The sequence below is a fragment of the Streptomyces sp. NPDC086077 genome (genome assembly GCF_040686175.1).
In the GTDB taxonomy this organism is placed as follows: Bacteria; Actinomycetota; Actinomycetes; order Streptomycetales; family Streptomycetaceae; genus Streptomyces.
Map to the genome: position 1 here is coordinate 1 of NZ_JBFBJT010000016.1, position 22788 is coordinate 22788.

Here is a 22788-nt window from a genome sequence, read left to right on the forward strand (position 1 = left end):
GCCCCGCCCGGACTGCACCGGACGATCGCGCTGGCGCACCGCAGCGATGTGGCTCCGCCCCGGGCCGCCCGGGAGTTGCAGCGGATGCTGCTGGAGCGGTGAGGGGTTCGGTCCGGTGGCGCCGCCCTGCCGCGGCGCCGGGGCGGGGTGCGGGTTGTGGGGGCTGGTCGCGCAGTTCCCCGCCCCCCTGAGGGCGTCGGGGCACAGGGCGGTGTGGAGGTGCTCCTGAGGATCTGATGGCTCAGGTTGTCGCGTCCGCCATCGCCAGTTCGTGGAGGCGTTCCGGGGGCCCCGGGCGGGCGTAGTACCAGCCCTGGGCCGTGTCGCAGCCGAGTATGCGGAGCTGTTCGGCCTGGGCGCCGGTTTCCACGCCCTCGACCGTGACCGCGAGGTCGAGGCTGTGGGCGAGGGAGACGATGCCTTCGACGATCTTGAGGTCGACGGGGTCGGCGGGGAACTGCTGCATGCTCTGGGTGAAGGAGCGGTCCAGCTTGAGGATGCTCACCGGGAGACGGCGGAGGTTGGCGAGGTTGGAGTAGCCCGTGCCGAAGTCGTCCAGGGCGATGTCGACGCCCATCTCGGCCAGCCGGCGCAGCGGCTTGAGCAGGTCGTCGTCGGCGCCGATCAGGGCGGACTCGGTGACCTCAAGGCACAGGGCGTCGGGCGAGACGCCCGCCGCCTCCAGGATCTCGACGGTGTCCTGGACGAGGCCGGGGTGGGTGAGCTGGCACGGCGAGAGGTTGACGTTGATGCGCAGCGGCGCGGACGGCGTGCCGGCGTGGCGCTCCCGCCAGTCGCGGGCCTGGCGCACCGACTGCTCCAGGACCCAGCGGCCGAGGGGGACGATCAGCCCGGTGTGCTCGGCGAGCGGGATGAACCGGTCGGGGCCGAGCACACCGTGCTGCGGGTGCAGCCAGCGGACCAGGGCCTCGGCGCCGCGCACACTGCCGTCGCCCAGGTGGACCAAGGGCTGGTACTCGATGAAGAACTCGCCGCGTTCCAGTGCCGTCGGCAGCGCCGTGGTCAGGCCGTTGCGGGTGATCGCGCGGGCGTCGGCCTCGGCGTCGGCCACCTCGAAGCGGTTGCCGCCGGCCGACTTGGCCCGGTACATGGTGATGTCGGCGCTGCGCAGCACCTCGGCCGCGCTGCGCTCCCCCGCCGCGCCCTCGACGACGCCGATGCTGCCGCGCACGGTCAGTTCACGGCCGTCCACGGTGATCGGGGCGACCAGCGCGTTCATGATCCGAACGGCCAGTTCGTCGACCTCGCGCTGGGTGTCGGGCCCGGTGGTGAGCGCCACGAACTCGTCGCCGCCGAGCCGCGCGACCATCTCGCCGGGCGCGGTGGCGCAGGCCTGGAGCCGGTCTGCCACCTCCACGAGCAGCCGGTCGCCGGCCGCGTGGCCGAGGCTGTCGTTGATGGTCTTGAAGCCGTCGAGGTCGAGGTAGCACAGGCCGAAGCGCTGCCCCTCGCCCGCGCCGAGGACCTTCTCCAGGCGTTCGAAGAACAGGGTGCGGTTGGGCAGTCCGGTGAGGGCGTCGTGGGTGGCCTCGTAGCGCAGCCGGAGGTTCAGCAGCCGCCGCTCGGTGGTGTCCTCCATCAGCGCGAGCTGGTACTGCGGGTTGCCGTCGGGGTCGCGCAGCAGGGAGACGGTGAGGTTGGTCCACAGGACCGTGCCGTCGGGCCGGTAGAAGGCCTTCTCCACGTGGTAGTGCTCGCGTTCGCCGCGCACCAGCTCCTCGTAGAGCCGCCAGACCTGGGGGGCGTCGTCGGCGTGGGTCCACTCCTGGACGTTGCGGCCGCGCACGTTCTGTTCGGAGCCGCCGAACATGCGCATCAGCGCGCCGTTGACCTCCAGGACGTTGCCGTCGAGGTCGGCGATGCCGATACCTATGGCCGCGCCCTCGAAGACCGCGCGGAACCGGGCCTCGCTGGCGTGCAGCGCCTGCGCCACGACACCCTGGGCGCGCAGCGCGGCCTGCGCGATGGTCTCCTGCTCGGCGAGGGTGCGTTCACGCAGCGCCTGGGCGAATCCGGCGGCCATGGCGTGCTGCAGGCGGGCCGAGCGGGCCCGCAGGTCCTCCTGGGGACCGTCGTCGCCGCAGTAGAGCACCAGATAGGCGTCGACGCAGTCCAGGGCGTGGCTGAGCGCCTCCGGGTCCGTGCAGTGCGCGCCGACCAGGGCGGCACCGACCGCTCGGCCCTCGGCGGCGTCGAAGGCCCGGGCGCGTAGTGCCGCGCTCAATCTCCGGGCCAACGGCAGCAGTTGCTCCTCGAACTCGGGTCTGGTCAGGGACGTCGAGGTGGCCGGGTAGACCGCCCGGCTCCAGATCGTCGCGAACCGCCGCACTCTGTCTTCCGGCCCGTCCGGCTCCGCGCTCACGCCGTACGCCCCACGCCCGCGAAACCGGAGAAGGCATACGGATCCTCGTCCTCCGGCGCGGTCTCGGGCCGCCAGACGGGCATCGGCACCAGTCCCGGTTCCACCATGTCGTACCCTTCGAAGAACCGCGCGATCTCCTCGCGCGAGCGCATGAGCAGCGGGTTGCGAAGGTCCCTGTATACGTCGACCGCGCCACCCGCCCGCTCGGGTGACAGCGGGATTCCCTCGTACGAGGCATGCGTGAGAATCAGCATGCTGCCGGGCGCGAGCGCCTCGCTCAGTTGAGCCACCACCCCGTACGGGTCGTCCGCGTCCTCCACGAAGTGCAGTATGGCAACGAGCAGCAGCGCCACGGGCCGCTTCAGGTCGAGCAGTTGCTCCACCTGCGGGCTGGACAGGATGTCCTGGGGCTTGCGCAGATCGGCCGCGACCACGGCCGCGTCGTCGTTGCCTTCGAGAACGGCCTCGCTGTGCGCGACGGCTACCGGGTCGTGGTCGACGTAGACCACGCGCGCGCCGGGGCTGGCCTCCTGGGCCACCTCGTGGACGTTGCCGTACGTGGGGATGCCCGAGCCGATGTCCAGGAACTGGGTGATGCCCTCGACGGCCGCGTGGCGCACCGCGCGGCGCATGAAGGCCCGGTTCGCCTGCATGATCTTGGGCAGTCCCGGCAGGAACTCCATGGCCCGGCGGGCCGCTTCCCGGTCGACCTCGAAGTTGTGCGAACCGCCCAGGTAGTAGTCGTAGATCCGCGCGACACTCGGCACCGAGATGTCGATGCTTCGTGGGGCCCAGGCGGGACGCTCCATCTATCTCTCCAAGGCGTAGGCGATCCGGTGTTCGAGCAGAGGCTACTGATCGCCTGCCAAAGGAGCGACCCGAAACGGAAATTGACCGTCCGTTCCCGGTCACTGCCTGCGGCACGTGCCGAATCGGCCCACCGGCGAACGCCTACGAAACAACGGCAGAACGGTCCGCATCCCGCGTGGTGTGCGGGGTGCGGACCGCTCGGTCGTGCGCCGGGCCGAACCGGGGGAGGTCCTCTGCTACTGGGCGGGCGCGCCGACGGGCTTGCCGTCGGGCTTCACGGCGAACCAAGTGCCGCCCACGCCCTGGCCATTGGTGTCACCGGGCTTCTTGTCACCGGTGAAGGTGTAGATCGGTACGCAGTCGATGGTCTGCTGCTTGATGCCGTCGGGCCGGTCGAAGACGACGTAGCCCCGGTTGGCGGTGGAGCCCTGGAGGTCGATGCCCTTGGTGTCCTTCGCGTCGACCGGCGCGACGACCGGCCACTTCTCCAGGCACTCGCCGGTGCACGCGGTCTTCATCGGCCACTGGGAGTCCTTCATGAAGCGGTAGACCGTGTGGCCGTTCTTGTCGACGACGATCTCACCGAGCTTCGCGTCCTTGCGGGTGGACAGTCCGGGCAGGTCGGCCGACGTGGCCTTCTTGCCGTCGGGGGCCAGCGCGTACCAGGTACCGCCCACGCCCTGGCCCTTGGTGTCGCCCGGGTTGACGTCCTTCGCATAGCGGTACGCCGGCCAGCCGCCGACGGTCAGCTGCCTGGTGCCGTCGGGACGGGTGACCTCGCCGAGCAGCGCCTCGTCGACGCCCTCGCCCGCGGTGGCGTCACCGGCGGGGACGGGCGGCCATGCGGTCGCGCAGTCGCCCTCGCAGTTGGTCTTCGGCGGTTCCGCCGTGTCCTGGTCGAAGCGGTAGAGGGTACGTCCGGCACTGTCGGACAGCACCTGACCGAGCTCCGCGTTGGCCGCGACCGACAGCTTGCCCGCGGGCGCCGCCTGGGCACCCGCGTTCTGCTCGCCCGCCGCGGCACCGGCGCCGGTGCCGGCACCGGCACTGGTGTCGAGCCCCGTGCCTCCGTATCCGCCGGCCGCGGCCGTGGCGCCCACGTTCTGGCTGGCCGACTGTGGTCCGCTTTCCTGACCGCACGCCGTCGTCAACGCCAGTACGGCCGCGGCACTCACCACGAGCGAGGCGCTCCGCCAGGAGGTCTTCATCGTCAACTCCCCATAGTCACCTGGATATTGCAGCGCCCTGCTGTGCCGCCGCACGACAATGGGTACGAACGGGGACGCCGGTTGTGTTCAACCGGATCGCAGATTTCTTTTTCGGAGCCGGCCACCGCTCGTATGTGCGTCCGGGTGTCCGGACACCCGGACACCCGCCGATCAAACCCGAAGTCACCCACTTCCCCCGTTCGGGGCAATCCCCCGGCCGCCCGGCGTGTGGCGGCACGAGAAGCCTCATGATCTCGGTCGTGCATGGTTCCGAATCGACCCAATCGCCCGTCCGGGCACGGATGTTGGTCCTGGTCACCCTGACCGTGGCGCTCGTCGGCGCCCCCGTCGGCGTGACCGTGGCCGACTCCTGTGCGTACGCGTCGACCGGACCGGGCGGCACGGAGGCGGTGGCGGTCGCGGGGAGCCGGACATGGCCCGTTCCCCCGACCTGCCCCAGCCCCACGCCCACCCCGAGTCCGCCGCCGACACCGAAGCCGCCACCCGAACCGACCCCGCCACCACCACCGCCGCCGCCACCACCACCGCCGGAACCCACCCCGCCACCGAAACCCAGCCCACCACCGAAGCCGACGCCCACACCGCGGCCCGAGCCACCTCGGCCCGCACCGCCGCCCCCGCCGGCTCCCGCACCCCCGCCGGCTCCGGCACCCAGGCCGACGCCGCCACCACCGCCCGCCCCGAAGCCGTCACCGACCCCGTCGGCCAAGCCCACCCCGCGTCCGACCGTGACGCCGGTGAGCTACCCGCGCTATCGCACCCCGCCGCGCAACCGGCAGACCCGGGACGGCCAGTCCCCGGTCACGTACGTCCTGCTCATCACCGTGCCGGCGCTGCTCGCCGTCGCCGCCCTGCGTCCGCGCTGATCCCTGGAGGCTTCCGTTGCCGGAATGGCTTGTTCTCACCCTCGCGATGCTGGCCGCCTGTGCCCTGGTGGTCTTCATCACCCTGCTTCGCAACCGTGCGGCGTCCGAGGACGAGGATCCCTCCGAGACCCCGGACGTCATCGAGTACATGACGATGTGGATCGGCGTGGTGTACGCCATCGTGCTCGGCCTGGCCATCGCCGGCGTGTGGGAGGCACGCAGCGTCGCCCAGGACCATGTGCGGGCGGAGGCGCAGGCGCTGCACGAGATCACGGAACGGGTCCGGGTGTACCCGTCCGACGCCCGTGACCGGATTCGGGAGGATGTCAACACCTATGTCGGACACGTCGTCACCACCGAGTGGAAGGCGATGACCGAGGAGGGCAAGGTCACCGAGCGCGGCACCGAACTGCTCGACCAGGTGCGCGCGACCGTCACGGACTACGAGCCGAGGAGCGACTTCGAGGCGCAGGCCTACCAGCCGCTGGTCGACCAGGTGGCCGAGGCGGACCGGGCACGCCACGCACGGGCGGACTCGACCGAGCCGACCATGCCGGGCGTGGTGTGGTTCGGGCTCATCGCGGGGGCCGTGATCACCGTCGGCATGATCCTCGCCCTGCAGATCCGGCGCACTCCGCGCGAGTTGGTCCTCGCCGTGCTGTTCTCGGCGCTGATCGCCTTCCTGCTCTTCCTGATCTGGGACTTCGACTCGCCCTACAGCCGGGGCGTCGCGGCCTCGTACCAGCCCTTCCTGGACCTCTTCCCGGACGTCAAGGACTGACGGGGAGCCGACGGGGTCCCAGGCCGCCCCGCACCGGCTGACGCCCGCGCACCCCGGGGCTGCCGGGGCCTCCGGGGGACGTCCGGCACGCCGCCGCCGTCCCCCGGCCGCAGCATCCCCGTCCCCCGGCCGGCCCACATCCCTGCCCCGTTCGCACCACTGCGATCGCGGACACGCCCGCCTGTTCCTAGCGTTTCAGTCATCGAGGAGCATTTCCGGTGTGAGCGGACAGATCCGCAGCTGCTTCTCGGGAACCGGAGGATCCACATGGTCGCGATACGCGGGGCAGCGCGCGTTGTCGGCCGCGAGCGGGCACTCCGGCCGCCGACGACCACGGCACCCCGTACGGACATGACGTCGGCCCCGGGACCGACCGGGGTCCGGGGCCGACGTCGTACGTGCGATCAGGTCTCCCGACGCGGGGCGGCGCGTGGGACGTGGTTCCCGGAGCGTCAGAGGTGGTTCTCGGAGCGGCGGCGCATCCAGAACACGCCGCCGCCGATGACGGCCGACGCGACCAGCCCGCCGCCGATGGCCACGTCGGTCGGCGTCGCCCCGGTGGAGATGCTGCCGCCGAGACCGCCGCGGACACCGCCGATGACGGTGAAGGCGTTCGCACGGGTCAGCCGTCGGCCCGAGCAGTGGACGGTGATGTCGTAGGTTCCGGGCCGGGCGTCGCTGTAGATCGTCGCGAAGCCCCTCGACGTCCGGTTGGAGCCGTTGACCGGTGAAAGGGTGGTCGTGCTGAAGGCATCGGAGTACATGGCGCCGCCCCGCGGGCAGGCGTCCACGGTGACCGTCATCTGGCCCCCGCGGGCGATGACGCTGGGCAGGGCGACGATGTTGGCCGGGGAGTCCCCCGCGACGGCCGCCGGGGCCGGGACCCCGAGTAGCGCGGCGGCCGCGGCGGAGACCGCCAGGGCACGAGAGTTACGCATGTCATCCTCCGCGGAAGACGCCCCGGGACCCGTTCCCGGTAAATCGGCGAGACAGCGTCTCCCAGCAAAACCCTCAGTTGCCTTGCGCAGATTCGCATTTCGGGGTTGGGCCGTCCTGGTGAAACAACACGCCGCGAGATAAGCGCACAATCAGATATCGCCGCAGGTCACGGACCATTGGAAAAATCCTGCGTGCGGCAACTCGGATGGCGCACCGGGCATGACCGGTACACCCATTCGTCTCTCTCCCGTCGCCGGTTTCCCGTCGAGGTCTTAGCGTGCTCGCAGGCGCTGAATTGACGTGGCGACGGCCACGTCGAGAGGGGATGACACCATGTTCCTTTCCGAGCTGGCGGAAGAGGAGGAGCGGCAGAGGAAGCGTGCGCCGTGGGGCGTGATAGCTCTTGTTCTGCTGACCGGCCTCGCGCTCATCCGGAACGGCTCGGGCGAGTTCGACGTGGGTCCGCCACAGCCCGCGTCGGCGGCGGCCGCGGACAGCCGCTCCACCCCGGCCGCCTTGGGGAACTCCCCGCAGGCGCTGCAGTACTCCCTGCCCGACTGGATCCGCATTCCCGCGATCCAGGTCGACGCGCCCGTGATGCCGGTGGGCCTGGACGCACAGGGCTGGGTGGACGCGCCGCCTCCCGAGGACCCCAATCTGGCGGGCTGGTTCACCGGCGCCGTCTCGCCCGGCGAGAAGGGCACCGCGGTGGTGGTCGGCCATGTCGACAACCAGGCAGGTCCCGCCGTGTTCTACGGCCTCGGCGCGCTGAAGCGCGGAAACCGGGTCGAGGTGGTCCGGCAGGACAAGAAGAGGGCCGTGTTCGAGGTCTACGGCGTCGAGGTGTTCGCGAAGAACAACTTCCCCGGCGACCGCGTCTACGGCTCCAAGGGCGTCCCGGAACTGCGGGTCATCACCTGCGGTGGCGGTTTCTCCAAGCAGAACGGCTACGACGGGAACGTCGTCGCCTTCGCCCGCCTGGTCGAGGTGCGCTGAGCGTGCCGCGACCGGGCGGGCGACCGCCGGTCACACCTGGTACCGGCGTGGCACGGTGAGGTGGTACCCGGCGTCCAACAGGTGCGGCAGATAGTCGCGCAGCGCCCGCACGCTCTGCGAGCGGTCGCCCCCGGCGTCGTGCGCGAGGACCACGACGCCGGGGCCGGCGCCGCCCTCCACCCGGTCGACGATGGTGCGGGTGCCGGGCTCGGTCCAGTCGAGGGTGTCGACGGTCCAGGCGAGGGGTTCCATTCCGAGTTCGGCGCCGAGCTGGAAGGCGGCGCGGTTCCAGGCGCCGTAGGGGGCGCGGAACCACCGGGGCTGCTCGCCGTACGCCTTCTCGATGATCTCGCTGGTGCGCTCCATCTCGGAGCGGATGCGGGCGCGGCTGAGCGTGGTGAGCAGCGGGTGGGACCAGGTGTGGTTGCCGACGACATGGCCGTCGTCCGCCATCTCGGCGAGCAGGTCCCGGTGCTCGGCCGCCATCTCGCCGCACACGAAGAACGTCGCGCGCACGTCGTACTCACGCAGGGTGCGCAGGATGTCGGGGGTGTAGCGCGGGTCGGGGCCGTCGTCGAAGGTCAGCACCATGGTGCGGCCGATTCCGCTCATGCGCAGCAACGGTTCGCGGCGGACCCGGGTCCGGCCGGAAGCGGCCGGCGGGCCCTGGCCGGCCAGGGGCTGGAGACGGTAGGCGGACGGCTTGAGCGGGCGTCGTGCCGGGGGTCCCGGGGCGGGGGCTGCGGACTGGCCGGCCTCGCCGCCCGAACCCGCCTGCAGCAGACCGGCGGCACCGGCGGCGCCCAGGGCCCCGAGACCGGCGAGCAACGCCCGTCGACGGGTGAGCAACTGATCCTTCTTCATGACTCATCAGTCGCCCCGCGCACCCCGGCCCCACCTCAGCGACACCGGCGCGGCGGCAGGAAAGCACCCGGGCGGCCGAGTCGGGGCGATGTCGCGTCCGGTCCGTCAACGGCGGCGCACCACCGGGAACGGCGGCGTCTTAGGGAGGGTCAGGCCGGTGAGGAACATGACCACGCGGTCGACGCCGATCCAGAGGCCGCCGGTGAGGGCATGGCGTGTTCGTGGTCGCCGATGTCGGCGCCGGTCCTGAAGCGCTCCGGCGCGGGGGCGAGGTCCTCGCCGGTGAGGGCGGGCCCTGCGTGGGGACGGGCCGGAGCCGGGCGTTCGGGTGCCCCCTTCTCCCGGAGCGTGCGCGGCGACGGTACGGAGACGAAGGGCCTCGACGACGGCTGAGGCGAGGCCGAGCCGGTCGAGGGCGGCGGCGTCGCGGTAGTGCCCGCCGCCGCCCGTCGAGCGTGGCCTCCCGGCGGGCGGAGGCACCGCTTCCGATAGCCTCGGGCCGTGACGGAACAGCATGCGCACCAGTTCGAGCGCGGCACGGACGGACCGAAGGTCATCGTGGTCGGAGTGGACGGCTCCGACTCCTCGCTGCGGGCCGCGGCGTACGCCGTCGGACTGGCCAGGCGGCAGAGGGCGCTGCTGGCGCTCGTGTACGTGCAGCCCGTGCTGGCCGCGGGCGCGGCGCTCGGGGCGCCCGTCGCGGTGACCACCGACGAGATCGCCGAGGACCTGGTGGCGCAGATCCGGGACGCCACCGACCGGGTCAAGGGGATATTCGACCTCCGCTGGGAGTTCCACACCTTCCGCGGCGACGCCTACAACGGATTGGTGAAGGCGGCGGACGAGCTGAAGGCGGACGCCGTGGTGGTGGGCGCCTCCGAGCAGGCGGGGCACCGGATCATCGGCTCGGTGGCGATCCGGCTGGTCAAGGCTGGACGCTGGCCGGTGACAGTCGTGCCGTAGGGGTGCGTGGCGTCTTCCCTCGGGTGCGCTGCTGAGCCATCATGATCCGCCGTCAGCCGTTTGGCGATCGCGAAGAGGTGAGGCGTATGGCCCGGCTCCGAATGGGCGAGGGGATTCTCCGTCGCAAACCCATCGAGCACATCGAAGACACGGAAGTCACCGAAGGCACCAAGCTCGAACGGTCGCTCGGACTGGGGCAGCTGACCGCGATCGGCGTCGGCGGCATCATCGGCGCGGGAATCTTCACGCTCGCCGGCGCCGTGGCCAACGGCACGGCCGGGCCCGCGGTGCTGGTGTCCTTCCTCATCGCGGGTGTGGCGAGCGCGGCTGCCGCGTTGTCCTACGCCGAGTTCGCGGGCCTCATCCCGAAGGCCGGCTCCGCCTACACGTACGGCTACGCGGTGCTCGGTGAGCTGGTGGGCTGGTTCATCGGCTGGGACCTGCTGCTGGAGTACACGGCGATCGTGGCGGTGGTCGCGATCGGCATCTCGGGCTACTTCAACTTCCTGGTCAACCAGTTGGGCGCCGACCTGCCGAGCTGGATGCTGGGGGCGCCCGGCACCGGTGAGGGCCACCGGGTCGACCTCTTCGCGGCGGTGCTCTGCCTGTTCATCGCCTATCTGCTGACCCTCGGCATCCGCAACGCGGCCCGTTTCGAGATGATCGTCGTGGTGCTGAAGGTGCTGGTGGTGCTGCTGGTCATCGGCGTCGGCGTCTTCCACATCGACAGCGCGAACTACAATCCGTTCTTCCCGTACGGCGTCAGCGGCGCGTTCACCGGTGCGGCCACCGTGTTCTTCGCGGTCTTCGGGTACGACGCCATGTCCACGGCGGCCGAGGAGTCGAAGGACGCGCAGCGGCACATGCCGAAGGCCATCATCTACTCGCTGGCGATCTCGATGGTGCTGTACGTGGCCGCGTGTCTGGTGCTGACGGGCATGCAGAAGTACACGGAGATCGACCCGGAGAGCGGCTTCTCCACGGCGTTCGAGTCGGTGGGGCTGGACGCGCTGGCGAACGTGATCGCGGTGGGCGCGATCATCGGCATCCTCACCGTGATGTTCACGTTCATGCTGGGCGTCACCCGCGTGTGGTTCTCCATGTCCCGGGACGGGCTGCTGCCCAGGTGGTTCGCCAAGACCCACCCGACCCGGCATGTTCCGACGCGGGTGACCTGGATCGCGGGGGTCGCGTCGGCCGCCATCGCCGGGTTCCTGCCGATCGGCGAGGCGGCCGAACTGACCAACATCGGGATCCTGCTGGCGTTCGTGGTGGTGTGCATCGCGGTGATCGTGCTGCGCTACCGGCAGCCGGAGCTGCCGCGCACCTTCCGCACGCCGTGGATGCCGTTCGTGCCGGCCGTGGGTGTCCTGTTCTCGATCTGGCTGATCACGTTCCTGCAGTGGCAGACCTGGGTGCGGTTCGCCCTGTGGTTCGCGCTGGGCCTGGTGTTCTACTTCGCCTACTCGTACCGGAAGTCGAAGCTGGCCGGCCGTTAGAGGCCGCGCAGGAAGTCGAGCAGGGCCGTGTTGAAGACCCCCGGCTTCTCCAGGTTGGGATAGTGGCCGGTGCCGTCGACGGTCAGTGAGCGGCCGTCCGCGACGGTGCCGGCCAGCCGCTCGGCCGCGGCGAGCAGTTCGGCGGGTTCGAGGCCGCCGTTGACGGTGAGCACCGGGACGCCGGTCTTCGCCACCCGGTCCCAGGTGCCGGTCACGGGCACGTGCCAGTCCTTCTCGCCGGGCGTGTGCTTGGAGATCGTCGCGAGTGCCATCTCCCGCAGCCCGCGCAGGATGTCCGGGTCGATGTCGTCCACGCTCCGGTGCGGTCCGGGGACGACCCGCAGGAAGGCGCCCAGCCAGGCCTCGATGTCGCCGGCGCCCAGCGCGCGGGCGTGCTCGGCCTGGATCTCCACGTGCCAGGGATCCGTGTACCGCACGTCGCCGGTGACGGCGCCGCACGTGACCACCGCGCGCACCAGCTCCGGGTGCTCCGCCAGCGTGTCGGTGGCTATCACCCCGCCCATCGACAGGCCCACGAGGACCACCGGTCCGGTGTCGAGGTGGCGCAGCAGCGCGGCGAGGTCGTCGGCCCAGCGGAACGGCCGACTCGCGTTGGCCGAGGAGCCGTGGCCGCGGACGTCCGGGGCGATCACGCGGTACCCGGCGGCGAGGGCGGGGATCTGGTCGGCCCAGACGCGGTGGTCGACGAATCCGGAGTGGAGCAGGACCACCGGGTCGCCGGACCCGGTGTCGAGGTAGGCGAGGTCGCCGTCGGCGGACGGGAAGAAGCGAAGGTCCGAGGCAGCATTCATGACAACCAAGTTGTCATCTCTCCGGCGATTTGGCAACCGAGGTGTCATGATGGGCGAGTGAAGGACGCAGCACCGCTCCCGCCGGACGAACTCGCCCACCGCCTCGTCGACGTCTTCGACCTGGTGGGTCCGCTGTACCGGCGCGTCCAGCGCAAGGTCGAGCAGGGCGAGGCCGTCGAAGGCCTTTCCGTCGGCGTCCGCGCCGTCCTGGACCTGTTGCACAAGCACGGGGCGATGACCGTCCCGCAGATGGGCCGCGCCCAGGCCATCAGCCGCCAGTTCGTGCAGCGGATGGTCAACGACGCCGCCGCCCGCGGCCTGGTGGAGAGCACCCCGAACCCCGCGCACCAGCGGTCGTCGCTGATCCGGCTCACCGACGGGGGCCGGGCGGCGATCACCGCCGTCGTCGCCCGCGAGCACGCCGTCCTGCGCGAGGTCGGGGGCGATCTGACGGACGCCGACGTGCGGGCGTGTGTGCGGGTGCTCGGCGAGATGGTGAAGCTCTTCGACGCCGTAGACGTCGACTGAGCGCCGCCTACTCCCCCATCACCAGCCCCTGTTGCGCCGCACCCCGGCTGAGGACGACCGCCTGGATGCGGTCGCGCACACCGACGAGATCGGCGCCCTGGGCGAGGGCCGCGTTGATGTTGACCACCCGGCCGGCGTCCATGTCGTACAGCTGCGGGATGAACTCGGCCTTCCGCACCTCCCAGCGCGCGCCGGGCTTGAGGGGCGGGACGAACGTGAAGCGGCCGATGGTGGACTGGTTGCCGCGGGGGTCCAGGGCGCCCTGATGGTTGGTCATCTTGCCGGCGATCTGGTCGCCCATGCCGTAGATCACCCAGGTGCCGTTGACCTTCTCGTACGCCTGCGGGACATGGGCGTGGGTGCCGAGGATCAGGTCGATGTCGGGGCGGCCCGCGGAGTTGGCCGCGGTGAGGGTCCGGGCCAGGGACAGCTGCCGCCGGTCCGGCTCCTCCTGCCACTCGGTGCCCCAGTGCACGGAGACCACGACCACGTCGGCGCCCGCCTGCCGGGCGGCCCGCGCGTCGGCGACGATCCGGTTCTCGTCGAGCAGGTTGACGGCCCACGGCCGGCCCGGCGGAAGCGCGTGGCCGTTGGTGCCGAACGTGTAGGCGAGGTGGGCGACCTGCGCGGTGCCCGCGGGCAGGACGGTGACCGTACGCGCCTCGTCCGGGGTGCGCGCCGTCCCGGCGTGCCGCACACCGGCCTGGTCGAGGGCGTCCAGGGTGCGCCGAATGCCCTCGGCGCCGTCGTCGAGGCTGTGGTTGGAGGCGGTGGAGCAGCCGTCGTATCCGGTCGCGGCGAGGCCCAGGGCGACCTCCGGCGGGGACTTGAAGTCGGGATAGCCGGAGTAGTTGCCGTTCTCGCCGTACACCGTCTCCATGTGACACAGCGCCAGATCGGCGCGGGAGACCAGGGGGGCCACGCCGGAGAACATCGGCCGGAAGTCGTGGCCCGCGCCGCCCGCGTCGAAGCGGGCCTGCTCGATCACGGACGTGTGGGGCAGGACGTCGCCGGACGCCACGAGGGTGAAGGGGCGGTGACTGGCGGCGGCCGGAGGAGGGCCCGTGCGGGCGCGGGGCTCCTCTCCGCGGGCCTGGCAGGCGGCGGCCGCGGCGAGCACAGCCGTCAGGGCCAGGGCGACCTGCCGCCCGCGTGCGATGCGTACGATCATCAGCTCACCTCAGTGCGGTCGTATTTACGCACAAATAGGTACGAAGTTGGACAGCATCGCAAACAACCCCAGGGGTCCCTTTAACCCATCCGCGTCGCGCAAGTGGGCAAGGCGGACCGTTCGTCGTACCGTTCGCCGACGTGTTCGACCGTCCGTCGCACCGCCGTGCGCGCTCCCTGTCCTGGAACCGCACCCTGCGGTGCCATACGGCCATGACGGCCGGAACCACGATCACCAGCGGGACGACCGCCGAGCACGAGCTCGCCGCGCTCCAGCGGGAGCACGGCCGACCGCTCTTCGCACTGCTGCTCAGGCTCTGCGACGGCGACCGGCAGCGCGCCGAGGACCTGGTGCAGGAGACCCTCGTCCGCGCCTGGCAGCATCCCGAGGCGCTGCGCGCCGACGCCTTCGAGTCCGTGCGGCCCTGGCTGCTGACCGTGGGCCGGCGGCTCGCGATCGACGCGCGGCGGGCCCGGCAGGCGCGCCCGCCCGAGGTCGGCGACGCGATCCTGGAGAACGCCCGGGTGTGTGCCGATCACGCCGAACGGTCGGCGGCCACCGTCGACGTGCGCGAGGCTGTGAAGACACTCACGCCGGAGCACCGTGAAGTCCTGGTGCTCGTGTACTTCCAGGGGGCGAGTGTGGCGGAGGCTGCCGAGGCCCTGGGCATTCCGCCCGGTACCGTGAAGTCGCGCGCGTACTACGCGCTGCGCGCCCTGCGCCGGGTGCTTCCGGGATACGCGACCGACCTGCGGTGAAACCAATGAGCGAGTCAAACCTCCGTAAAGCGCCTTGCTGAGGACCCCGGTTGAGTAATCGGCTGTCCTCATCCGTGTTCCGGACTGGAGACCCGGGTCGGGCGACGCGCACCACCGGAGGAAGGCAGGAAGGGATGCAGCACAGAGGTCAACAGAGCATGGGCGGCACCGGCGGCGGTGAACTCACCGTCCCCATGGCCTGGTTGTATGCCGAGTACATCGCCGACGAACTCCTGCGGACCGGCGACCTGATGCCGCCGACGTCCTTCGAGTTCCGCGCCGGGCGCGACGCCCTGGCGCTGACGATCTTCCTGTCCGACACCGACGGCGAGCTCTCCGGCATCCGGGTGGTCTCGCAGCTGGAGACCTGGCTGTCCCTGACCGCCTACGACCAGCCGTGGCAGGACTGGGTACGGGACCGGATGGCGGAGGTGGCAACCGAGGCGGTGGAGTCCGGCGGGCCCGCGCCGGACCTGGAGCTGGCGGAGGCGGCCTGGCGCTGGCTCCAGGAGACCGAGCTGCTCGCGCCCGACCTGAACGCGGTACCGGGCGGCGGTCCCGTGGTGGGCGAGGAGGAGGGACCGAAGGTGTGGACACCGGCGTGGCAGCTGGGGCTGCCCCTGGGGCATCTGGCCATCCACCTCTTCTAGCCGACGCCTCCGGCCGGGCCCGTGGCCGGCACGTCCGGGTGCTTCAGGGATTCGGCGGGAAACCGACCAATCCAAGGTGCGGGCCGCTCCGAATCCCTTGGTTGCGATTCCGTATACGCCTTGAGTGATTCCGCTGCCTGGTCCGTACCGATGGGAGCAAGGAGTAACCCCACCCGCACCCAAAGGCACGAGGATTCGGCATGAGGTCCCTGGAGAGGCATCGCGACGTCGGCGCCTACGCGCTCGGCGTGCTGGACGAGACGGACGCCTTCCGTTTCGAGGATCACCTCATGGAGTGCCCTCAGTGCACGGTACAGGTCACTGAATTCGGGATCACCGCAAGGCAGTTGATGCTCTACCGCCGCGCCACTCCGCGCTCGGTGCACCCGACGGCGGGACCCGGCCCGCGGCTGCTGGACCGGCTGCTCGGCGAGGTCGCGGCACGGCATCGCGCCGGACGCCGGCTGCGACTGTTCGCCGTCGCCGCCGCGGTGGTGTGCGCCCTGGCCGGACCGGCGGTCGCGATCGTGGCCGAAGGCGGGGAAAAGGCGGTGCGGGTTTCGGCCGTCGACGAGCGCACGGGGGTGTGGGCGCAGATCACGACCGAGGACGTGCCCTGGGGCAGCAAGGTGATGCTGGAGGTCAAGGACGCGGCCGGGCCCCGGGCCTGCCGGCTGGTCGTGATCGGCGGGGACGGCTCGGAGGAGACCGCGACCAACTGGACCGTGCCCCGGCACGACGCCCGCCCCAACACCATGCAGGGCGCCACCGCCCTGCACCCCGACCAGATCGACCGCTACGAGGTGCGGACGACGGCCGGGGAGCGGCTGGTGACGCTGGACGCCATGCCCTAGGGCCTGCCGGGGTCGGCGGGCTGGAGCGTCTCCTCGCGGATGCGGGCGCAGGTCTGGATCAGGAGCCGGGAGACGTGCATCTGGGAGATGCCCAGCCGCTCGGCGATCTGGCTCTGGGTCCGGTCCTCGAAGAAGCGCAGATAGAGGAGGGCGCGCTCACGCTGGGGCAGCCGCCGGACCGCGCCCTTGACGCTCTCACGGTCGACGACGAGCTCAAAGCCGTGTTCGGGTTCGCCCAGCAGGTCCGTCAGGCTCGGCCCGCCGTCGTCGGTGTCGGCGTCGCCGTTCGCCGCGTCCAGGGACAGGGCGCTGTAGCTCTCCAGGGCGGCCATGCCTTCGCGGACCTGCTCCTCGCCGAGGCCGGTGCGGTCCGCGAGCTGGGTGACGGTGGGCTGCCGGCTGCCGGGGACGTGGGCCAGCTCAGCACAGGCGGCCCGGACCGTGTTGCGCAGCTCCTGGACCCGGCGGGGCACGCGCACGTCCCACATCCGGTCCCGGAAGTGGCGGCGCAGCTCGCCCCTGATGGTCGGTATCGCGAACGGCTCGAAGGGCCCCCGGTCCGGATCGAACCGGCGGATCGCCTTGAGCAGCCCCAGCGCGGCGACCTGCCGCAGGTCCTCGATGCTCTCCCCCTTGTCGCGGAAGCGCCAGGCGATCCGGTGGGCCATCGGCAGCCACGCCCGCAGCAAGTCCTCCTGCACCCGACTCTGCTCCGGCCCTGCGGGCAGTGCGGTGAGGCGGCGGAAGGCGGCCGCGGTGTCGGGGGCGTCGCGGACCGGACGGGTGGCGGTCGCGTTCTGGGCCGTGGTGGCGGTTTCGGTCGGGGCGTGCGTGGCGACGGTCGGCATCGTGGTTCCTCGAAGCCTTTCGGTCGGGTGAGCGGTTGTTCCTACCGACGGTCTTTGCCCATGACCCCCTTGTCCCTATTCGGGACTTTGGTCCCTAATTGCATGAAATCTCGCCGGGCGGTCCCTCCGCCGCGGTGTGAGACTGCAGAACGACACGGCCCACCGCGGACGCGGCGACGACGAGGGGTGACGAGGTGACGACGGCGGACACCGGTGACGGCCGGCTGGAGGAGTTCCTCGCCGCTCCCGACAGCTCCGCCCTGGATGTGTCCACCGCGGTGGCCCGCTGCTCCAAGGCCCTGGGCCTGCAGCACTCCGTGGTCTACCTCGCCGACCTCCAGCAGCGCCAGCTCGTCCCGCTGACCGACGTCACCTCCGCGCTGCCGATCGACGACTCCCTCGCCGGCTGGACGTACCGCACCCAGTCCCTGCGGGTGGAGGAATCGGAGGCGGGCGGCATGACGGCCTGGCTGCCGCTGCTCGACGGCGCGGAGCGGCTCGGCGTGCTCGCGGTGCACTGCCCCTCGCTCAGCCCCCTCGCCCTGCGCCGCAGCCGGGCCCTCGCCACGCTGCTGGCCATGATGATCACGTCCAAGCGGGCGTACAAGGAGTCCTTCGTACGGCGGACCCGCACCGAACCGATGCGGCTGCCCGCCGAGATGCTGCGCGCCTTTCTGCCGCCCCGCACGATCGGCACCGCGCACGTCGTCTCCACGGCCGTCCTGGAACCCGCCTACGAGCTCGGCGGCGACTCCTTCGACCACGCCCTCACCGAGACCACCCTGCACGCCGCCGTCCTCGACGCGATGGGGCACAACCTGGCCTCGGGGCTGACCACGGCCGTGTCGCTGGCCGCCTGCCGCAACGCGCGCCGTACCGGCGCCGATCTGCCGGAGCTGGTGCAGAGCGTGGACGACGCCCTGGCCCAGTGGCTGCCGGACCAGTTCTGCACGGGCGTGCTCGCCCAGCTTGACCTGGCGAGCGGTGTGCTGCGCTGGAGCAACTGCGGGCATCCGACACCCCTGCTGATCCGGGACCAGCGGCTGCTCGTCGACGCGATGGCGCGGGAGCCCGATCCGCCGATGGGTTTGCCGTCACTGCTGACCGCGCGGTCGCGGCAGGTGCACGAGATCGCGCTCCAGCCCGGCGACCGGGTGCTGCTGTACACCGACGGGGTGACCGAGGCGCGGACCCGGGACGGCGACCAGTTCGGCCTGGAGCGGTTCGCCGACTACGTCATCCGGGCCACCGCCGCCGGCGAACTGGCGCCGGAGACCCTGCGCAAGCTGATCCACTCGATCCTCGACGCCCAGCCGGACCGGCTCCGGGACGACGCGACGATCCTGCTGGTCGAGTGGTGGCCGCCGTCCCGCTGAACGGTCACTTCAGCAGCCGGGACAGCCTGCGGTCGGCCAGCGGCTTGCCGCCGGTCTGGCAGGTCGGACAGTACTGGAGCGAGGAGTCGCTGAAGGAGACCTCGCGGATGGTGTCGCCGCACACCGGGCAGGCCTCGCCGGTCCGGCCGTGCACCCGCAGGCCGCTCTTCTTCTCGGCCTTGAGCCGGCCGGCCGCGACGCCCCGCGAACGCTCGACGGCCTCCGTGAGCGTGGTGCGCAGGGCCGCGTACAGTCTTCGGGTCTCCTCGGGCGTGAGGGACGCGGCCAGTTTGAAGGGGGACATCTTCGCGGCGTGCAGGATCTCGTCGCTGTAGGCGTTGCCCACGCCGGCGATCAGGCTCTGGTCGCGCAGGACGCCCTTGAGCCGGCGGCGCTCGCGCTGGAGGAGGGCGGTGAAGCGGGCCTCGTCGAAGTCGTCGGCGAGCGGGTCTGGGCCGAGCCGGGCCACGCCGGGCACCTCCTGCGGATCCCCCACGACGTACACCGCGAGCCGCTTCTGCGTGCCGGCCTCGGTGAGATCGAATCCCGCGCCGGTCTCCAGGGCCACGCGCAGCGCCAGTGGGCCCTTGCCGGGGCGGGGCGGGCCGTCGGGGAGGCGGTCCTTCCAGTGCAGCCAGCCCGCGCGGGCCAGGTGGGTGACCAGGTGGGGGCCGCCGTCCGTCTCGACGTCCAGGAACTTGCCGTACCGGCGCACGGCCGTGACCTCGTGGCCCTCGACGGCCGACAGGGGTGGTGCGTACGTCTTCAGCACGCTGATCGCGACCGGCAGGACGCGCACGATCTCGTGACCGACCAGGTTGTCGGTCAGGAAGTCCTTGAGCGCTTCGACCTCGGGCAGTTCCGGCATACGTCCAGGGTGCCATCCGGGACGGACACCGCCAGGTGTCCGGCGGCGGCCGAGGGGCGAACGGCACCCGGCGTTCAGTCCCGCTCCGGCACCACGAACTCGCACCACACGCACTTGCCGCCGCCCCGCGCCTCCACCCCCCACACGTCGGTGAGCATGTGGACGAGGAGCAGGCCGCGGCCGGAGACACCGGAGTCGCCGGCGTCACGGCGGCGGGGCAGGGCGCTGGAGGAGTCCTCGACCTCGACTCGCAGCCGCCGGTCGGTGTCGGAGACGACCCGCAGGGTGACGATCGCGGCGCCCTCGGTGTGCATCAGGGCGTTGGTGATCAGCTCGTCGGCGACGAGTTCGACCTCGTCGGAGCGGTCGGCGGCGCCCCAGGCGCGCACGGCGGCACAGATCATGTGCCGGGCCTGGCTCAGCGCCTCCGGGTCGCCGGGCGCGACGTGCTGCTGGAGACGGCCGCCGCTCTGCGGGGCGTCCACGCCGCGCCGGCGCAGCAGGAGCAGCGCCACGTCGTCGTCGCCGCCGCGCTCCTCGGCCACGTCGATGAGCAGATCGGCGAGTTTCCACACGTCCTGCGGGCCGGAGGCGACCAGCGCGGTGAGGGTCTGCACGCCGTCGTCGAGGTCCGCGCCGGGCTGTTCCACCAGGCCGTCGGTGCACAGGATCAGCGTGTGCCCGGGGTCGAGCTCGATGGTGCCGACCGGATAGGCGAGCCGTCCGAACTCGGCGGACAGGCCGAGCGGCAGGCCGCCCTGGACGGGAGCGCGGCGGCAGCTGCCGTCGGGGGCCCGGATCAGGGGGTCGATGTGGCCGGCCCGGACCACCTGGACGACTCCGGTCGCGAGGTCGGCCTCGGCGTACAGGCAGGTCGCGAACCGGTCGGTGTCCAGCTCGTGCAGGAAGACGGAGGCCCGGGCCATCACCGTGGCCGGTGTGTGGCCCTCGGCGGCGTACGCGCGCAGGACGATGCGCAGTTGGCCCATCACGGCGGCGGCGTGCGTGTCGTGGCCCTGGACGTCGCCGATGACCGCGCCGACCCGGCCCCCGGGCAGCGGGATCAGGTCGTACCAGTCGCCGCCGATGTCCCGGCCGAGCGAGGCCGACCGGTAGCGGACGGCGACGTCGGCGCCCCGCACGCTCGGGATGGTGCGCGGCAGCATGGCCTGCTGAAGGCCGCTCGCGAGGTCCTTCTCCTGCTCGTAGAACATCGCGCGTTGCAGGCTCTGGGCGATGCTGCTGCCGAGGGCGACCAGGAGGTTGCGCTCCTCGGACGTGAAGCCGCGCCGGTCGCCGTAGAGCAGGCCGATCGCGCCGATGGGACGGGCCTGGACGATGAGCGGCAGATACGCGGCCGAGGTGATGTCGAGGTCCGTGATGTGCGGCCACAGGATCGGGTAGCTCTCGGCGAACTCCTCGGGGGACTCGATGAACCGGGGGCCGAGCGTGCGCACGACCTCGCTCATCGGGTACTGCTCGTCGATCCGGGTGACGAGCGTGCCGGGCACGAAGCTGCCCTCGGGACCCTCGGCGACCAGCCGGATGCGCCCGGCCTCGACCAGGCCCATGACCAGGCTGGTCGCGCCCAGATGGGTGACTCCGTGGGTGTCCTTGAGGACGTCGATGACGTCCTGGACGGTCCGGGCGTTGGCGAGGGCGGCCGTGATGAGCTGCACGACGTTGGTCTCGTCGCGGCGGGCGGCGAGGTTCCAGGCGGTCTGGTCGCGGCGCGCCGCGTACTCGTTGAGCTCGGGGGTGGCGTCGCGGACGATGCCGATGATCCGGCGCGGCCGGCCGGTCTCGTCGCGGCGGATGTAGCCCTGGGTGTGGGTCCAGCGCAGGGTGCCGTCGCGGCGGCGGAGGCGGAAGTAGGCGCCGTAGTTCTCGCTGCCGTCCTTGAAGGCCTGGGCCACCAGGCTGTCCAGCCGCCGGCCCTCGGCCGGCGGGACCCGGATGCTCAGGGTCTCCGGGCGGCCGTCGTACTCCTCGGGGCGCACGTCGAAGACCTCGTGGGCCTGGGCGTCCATGTGGAACAGACCGCTGTCCAGGTCCCAGTCGAAGCTGCCCATCTGGTTGAGCGCCAGGATCGGGTCCGGGTGGGCGGGCCAGTCGTCCGGGGGTGACAGGGCGCTCGCTCCCCGATCAACCATGCGCCCACCTTGCCAGGATTCGACCGATTCTTCGACCGGATCAGCACGGTGCTCCGGCTGGACCATGTCGGTGCGCTTCAGCCCGAGAAGACGTCCGTCATGCTGCCGAAGATGCTGTCGGCGGTCTCCGGCGCGTCCGCGTCGCCGGATCCGCGCCTGTCACCGGTTGTCCCGCTGCCGGCGGATGCCCCCCTGTCACCGGACGCGCCCGTGTCGCCGAGCCCGCCCGGGTCGGCCGGTTCTCCCATGTCGCCGAGGCCGCCGAGGCCGCCGAGGCCGCCGGCTCCCCCCACGTCACCGATGTCGCCCAGGTCGTCGCTGACGTCCGGGTCGTCCGGGATGAGGCCGCCGCCGTCGGGCACGTCGGGGATCTCCGGGACGGTCAGGGGGCCGATCCCCTCCGAGAGGTCCTGGGGCTCGGCCGGCTCCTGCGGCGCTCCGCCGGGCAGCTCGGCGGACGTGCCACCGGGCTCCTGCGGCAGGAGCGGCACGTCGCCCTCGGCCGCCGGCGGGACGACGCCGGTCGCGGGTACCCGGGACAGCGGGCCCGTCTCCGCGCCGCCCTCCGCCAGGACGGTCCCGTCGTCCGGCAGGACCGTCTCGCCGCCCTGCGGCTGCGGCTCCGGCCTGGGGACGACCTTGTCGTGGCGGACGTCCTGCCCGATCTGCCGCTCGATCCAGGTGTTCTCGACGACGTCGACGAGGGTGATGTTGGTGATGGCCTCCGGCGCGGGCAGGACCATGATCACCTCGGTGGGCTCGTACCCCTCCCACGCCCGTCCGCTGCTGCCCGGCGCGCCCTCCATGGCGATCGGTGCGCCGAGCGGGTTGCCGCAGGCGCAGCGGACACGGGGCACACCCCGGTTGTCCACGAGGACGGCGGTGCCCGCCTGGAGGACGGACTGGCGGGCCGTGGCACTGCCGGCGCGGTACCCGTGGTTGGTGACCCGGGTGTCGGCGCGCAGTTCGGCCGAGGTGAGTCCGCGCAGGTAGTCCGGGAGCTCCCCCCGCGGGATGCCCGCGATGTCGGCGAAGGTGTCGGCCCGGCCGGTGTCGGCGGTGAGCAGGCGGATCTGCCGGTCGACGTCGCAGCTGCCCGCCTGGGCCCGGCCGGCATAGAGGCCGGGGGTCCAGCCGGAGTAGGAGCGCACGTCCGCGAGACCGGCCGGGGCGGGCACGCCGGGCCCCGAGCGGCCGACCGGGACCGACTGCGGCGTTCGGGTGACGAGGTCCGGGGTAGCCGGGATGGTGGCCGTGGAGGCCGTGAAGGGGTCGGGGCCCCGGTCCGCGACCGGCTGGAGCAGGAGTTCGCCGCTCGCTTCCGTGCTCTCGTCGCCTGCGTTCGTCCTCTCGTCGCCGCCCGCGCCGCAGCCGGCGGCGAGCAGGGCCGTCGAGAGCGCGCAGGCCGTGACGAAGGTTCCGGTGGGTATTCGCACCACG

General features: G+C 71.8%; 21 protein-coding genes and 1 pseudogene. 11 read left to right on the forward strand and 11 right to left on the reverse strand.

The features are described 5' to 3' along the window. Nucleotides 1-102, forward strand: a pseudogene (locus AB0O67_RS07350) (LysR family transcriptional regulator); the annotation flags it as partial. 139 nt (nt 103-241) lie between these two features. Here AB0O67_RS07350 and AB0O67_RS07355 read toward each other — a convergent pair. The 3 genes from AB0O67_RS07355 to AB0O67_RS07365 form a co-directional block, all read right to left on the reverse strand. Then, on the reverse strand, nt 242-2383 hold the full coding sequence (locus AB0O67_RS07355; RefSeq protein WP_365447138.1) for an EAL domain-containing protein: 2142 nt from the start codon (nt 2381-2383) through the stop codon (nt 242-244). Continuing rightward, entirely contained in the window at nt 2380-3192 is an 813-nt protein-coding gene (locus AB0O67_RS07360) for an SAM-dependent methyltransferase (RefSeq protein ID WP_365447140.1), read from the reverse strand. The genes AB0O67_RS07355 and AB0O67_RS07360 overlap by 4 nt, the downstream gene beginning before the upstream one ends. A gap of 237 nt (nt 3193-3429) precedes the next feature. After that, nucleotides 3430-4401, reverse strand: coding sequence for an SCO0930 family lipoprotein (locus AB0O67_RS07365; RefSeq protein WP_365447142.1), 972 nt, complete (start codon nt 4399-4401; stop codon nt 3430-3432). A 758-nt stretch (nt 4402-5159) separates the two neighbouring features. Here AB0O67_RS07365 and AB0O67_RS07370 point away from each other — a divergent pair. Further along, complete coding sequence (locus tag AB0O67_RS07370) at nt 5160-5288, forward strand: hypothetical protein (protein ID WP_365447144.1); 129 nt, start codon at nt 5160-5162, stop codon at nt 5286-5288. A 16-nt stretch (nt 5289-5304) separates the two neighbouring features. Further along, nucleotides 5305-6069, forward strand: a complete 765-nt coding sequence (locus tag AB0O67_RS07375) for a DUF4239 domain-containing protein (protein ID WP_365447146.1) — start codon at nt 5305-5307, stop codon at nt 6067-6069. A gap of 452 nt (nt 6070-6521) precedes the next feature. On the opposite strand, the gene AB0O67_RS07380 is transcribed toward AB0O67_RS07375, so the two are convergent. Then, nucleotides 6522-7007: a hypothetical protein gene (locus tag AB0O67_RS07380; protein ID WP_365447148.1), complete on the reverse strand. Its 486-nt coding sequence runs from the start codon at nt 7005-7007 to the stop codon at nt 6522-6524. 334 nt (nt 7008-7341) lie between these two features. Between AB0O67_RS07380 and AB0O67_RS07385 the strand changes: the two genes are divergently transcribed. Further along, entirely contained in the window at nt 7342-8004 is a 663-nt protein-coding gene (locus AB0O67_RS07385; protein WP_365447150.1) for a class F sortase, read from the forward strand. 30 nt (nt 8005-8034) lie between these two features. Here AB0O67_RS07385 and AB0O67_RS07390 read toward each other — a convergent pair whose 3' ends face one another. Next, entirely contained in the window at nt 8035-8868 is an 834-nt protein-coding gene (locus AB0O67_RS07390; protein WP_365447152.1) for a polysaccharide deacetylase family protein, read from the reverse strand. A 501-nt stretch (nt 8869-9369) separates the two neighbouring features. Here AB0O67_RS07390 and AB0O67_RS07395 point away from each other — a divergent pair. Both AB0O67_RS07395 and AB0O67_RS07400 read left to right on the forward strand, forming a co-directional pair. Further along, on the forward strand, nt 9370-9831 hold the full coding sequence (locus AB0O67_RS07395; protein WP_365447154.1) for a universal stress protein: 462 nt from the start codon (nt 9370-9372) through the stop codon (nt 9829-9831). 86 nt (nt 9832-9917) lie between these two features. Continuing rightward, nucleotides 9918-11330 carry an amino acid permease gene (locus AB0O67_RS07400; protein ID WP_365447156.1) on the forward strand — a complete coding sequence of 471 codons (1413 nt, stop codon included), beginning with the start codon at nt 9918-9920 and terminating at the stop codon, nt 11328-11330. Here the strand turns inward: AB0O67_RS07400 and AB0O67_RS07405 are convergent. Further along, nucleotides 11327-12142, reverse strand: a complete 816-nt coding sequence (locus AB0O67_RS07405) for an alpha/beta hydrolase (protein ID WP_365447158.1) — start codon at nt 12140-12142, stop codon at nt 11327-11329. The two genes, AB0O67_RS07400 and AB0O67_RS07405, sit on opposite strands and share 4 nt — an antisense overlap. Before the next feature lie 57 nt (nt 12143-12199). On the opposite strand from AB0O67_RS07405, the gene AB0O67_RS07410 reads away from it, so the two are divergent. Then, nucleotides 12200-12670 (forward strand): MarR family transcriptional regulator, encoded by a 471-nt coding sequence (locus AB0O67_RS07410; RefSeq protein WP_365447160.1) that lies wholly within the window; start codon nt 12200-12202, stop codon nt 12668-12670. 7 nt (nt 12671-12677) lie between these two features. Here AB0O67_RS07410 and AB0O67_RS07415 read toward each other — a convergent pair whose 3' ends face one another. Then, nucleotides 12678-13841 (reverse strand): CapA family protein, encoded by a 1164-nt coding sequence (locus AB0O67_RS07415; protein ID WP_365447162.1) that lies wholly within the window; start codon nt 13839-13841, stop codon nt 12678-12680. A 212-nt stretch (nt 13842-14053) separates the two neighbouring features. On the opposite strand from AB0O67_RS07415, the gene AB0O67_RS07420 reads away from it, so the two are divergent. From AB0O67_RS07420 to AB0O67_RS07430, 3 genes are all read left to right on the forward strand, one after another. Continuing rightward, nucleotides 14054-14599: a sigma-70 family RNA polymerase sigma factor gene (locus tag AB0O67_RS07420; RefSeq protein WP_365447164.1), complete on the forward strand. Its 546-nt coding sequence runs from the start codon at nt 14054-14056 to the stop codon at nt 14597-14599. Nucleotides 14600-14733: 134 nt separating this feature from the next. Next, nucleotides 14734-15249, forward strand: coding sequence for a hypothetical protein (locus tag AB0O67_RS07425; protein WP_365447166.1), 516 nt, complete (start codon nt 14734-14736; stop codon nt 15247-15249). A 200-nt stretch (nt 15250-15449) separates the two neighbouring features. Beyond that, nucleotides 15450-16103 (forward strand): zf-HC2 domain-containing protein, encoded by a 654-nt coding sequence (locus tag AB0O67_RS07430; RefSeq protein ID WP_365447168.1) that lies wholly within the window; start codon nt 15450-15452, stop codon nt 16101-16103. Here the strand turns inward: AB0O67_RS07430 and AB0O67_RS07435 are convergent. Next, the gene (locus tag AB0O67_RS07435; RefSeq protein WP_365447170.1) at nt 16100-16951 is read right to left on the reverse strand and encodes a SigB/SigF/SigG family RNA polymerase sigma factor; all 852 of its coding nucleotides are present in this window, start codon (nt 16949-16951) and stop codon (nt 16100-16102) included. The genes AB0O67_RS07430 and AB0O67_RS07435 overlap by 4 nt on opposite strands. Nucleotides 16952-17145: 194 nt before the next feature. Between AB0O67_RS07435 and AB0O67_RS07440 the strand changes: the two genes are divergently transcribed. After that, the gene (locus AB0O67_RS07440; RefSeq protein WP_365447172.1) at nt 17146-18327 is read left to right on the forward strand and encodes a PP2C family protein-serine/threonine phosphatase; all 1182 of its coding nucleotides are present in this window, start codon (nt 17146-17148) and stop codon (nt 18325-18327) included. 4 nt (nt 18328-18331) lie between these two features. Here the strand turns inward: AB0O67_RS07440 and AB0O67_RS07445 are convergent, their stop codons facing one another. The 3 genes from AB0O67_RS07445 to AB0O67_RS07455 all read right to left on the reverse strand — a co-directional run bounded on the left by AB0O67_RS07445 (nt 18332) and on the right by AB0O67_RS07455 (nt 22784). Beyond that, nucleotides 18332-19195 carry a DNA-formamidopyrimidine glycosylase family protein gene (locus AB0O67_RS07445; RefSeq protein WP_365447174.1) on the reverse strand — a complete coding sequence of 288 codons (864 nt, stop codon included), beginning with the start codon at nt 19193-19195 and terminating at the stop codon, nt 18332-18334. 74 nt (nt 19196-19269) lie between these two features. Further along, on the reverse strand, nt 19270-21348 hold the full coding sequence (locus tag AB0O67_RS07450) for a SpoIIE family protein phosphatase (RefSeq protein ID WP_365447176.1): 2079 nt from the start codon (nt 21346-21348) through the stop codon (nt 19270-19272). A 77-nt stretch (nt 21349-21425) separates the two neighbouring features. Further along, the gene (locus AB0O67_RS07455) at nt 21426-22784 is read right to left on the reverse strand and encodes a DUF6777 domain-containing protein (RefSeq protein WP_365447178.1); all 1359 of its coding nucleotides are present in this window, start codon (nt 22782-22784) and stop codon (nt 21426-21428) included. Between the last annotated feature and the right edge of the window lie 4 nt (nt 22785-22788).

Coding starts and splice junctions, on each gene's coding strand:
- AB0O67_RS07360 (WP_365447140.1), bottom strand. CDS start 3,192: ATGGAGCGTCCCGCCTGGGCCCCACGAAGCATCGACATCTCGGTGCCG.
- AB0O67_RS07365 (WP_365447142.1), bottom strand. CDS start 4,401: ATGAAGACCTCCTGGCGGAGCGCCTCGCTCGTGGTGAGTGCCGCGGCC.
- AB0O67_RS07380 (WP_365447148.1), bottom strand. CDS start 7,007: ATGCGTAACTCTCGTGCCCTGGCGGTCTCCGCCGCGGCCGCCGCGCTA.
- AB0O67_RS07385 (WP_365447150.1), top strand. CDS start 7,342: ATGTTCCTTTCCGAGCTGGCGGAAGAGGAGGAGCGGCAGAGGAAGCGT.
- AB0O67_RS07390 (WP_365447152.1), bottom strand. CDS start 8,868: ATGAAGAAGGATCAGTTGCTCACCCGTCGACGGGCGTTGCTCGCCGGT.
- AB0O67_RS07400 (WP_365447156.1), top strand. CDS start 9,918: ATGGCCCGGCTCCGAATGGGCGAGGGGATTCTCCGTCGCAAACCCATC.
- AB0O67_RS07405 (WP_365447158.1), bottom strand. CDS start 12,142: ATGAATGCTGCCTCGGACCTTCGCTTCTTCCCGTCCGCCGACGGCGAC.
- AB0O67_RS07415 (WP_365447162.1), bottom strand. CDS start 13,841: ATGATCGTACGCATCGCACGCGGGCGGCAGGTCGCCCTGGCCCTGACG.
- AB0O67_RS07420 (WP_365447164.1), top strand. CDS start 14,054: ATGACGGCCGGAACCACGATCACCAGCGGGACGACCGCCGAGCACGAG.
- AB0O67_RS07425 (WP_365447166.1), top strand. CDS start 14,734: ATGCAGCACAGAGGTCAACAGAGCATGGGCGGCACCGGCGGCGGTGAA.
- AB0O67_RS07430 (WP_365447168.1), top strand. CDS start 15,450: ATGAGGTCCCTGGAGAGGCATCGCGACGTCGGCGCCTACGCGCTCGGC.
- AB0O67_RS07435 (WP_365447170.1), bottom strand. CDS start 16,951: ATGCCGACCGTCGCCACGCACGCCCCGACCGAAACCGCCACCACGGCC.
- AB0O67_RS07445 (WP_365447174.1), bottom strand. CDS start 19,195: ATGCCGGAACTGCCCGAGGTCGAAGCGCTCAAGGACTTCCTGACCGAC.
- AB0O67_RS07450 (WP_365447176.1), bottom strand. CDS start 21,348: ATGGTTGATCGGGGAGCGAGCGCCCTGTCACCCCCGGACGACTGGCCC.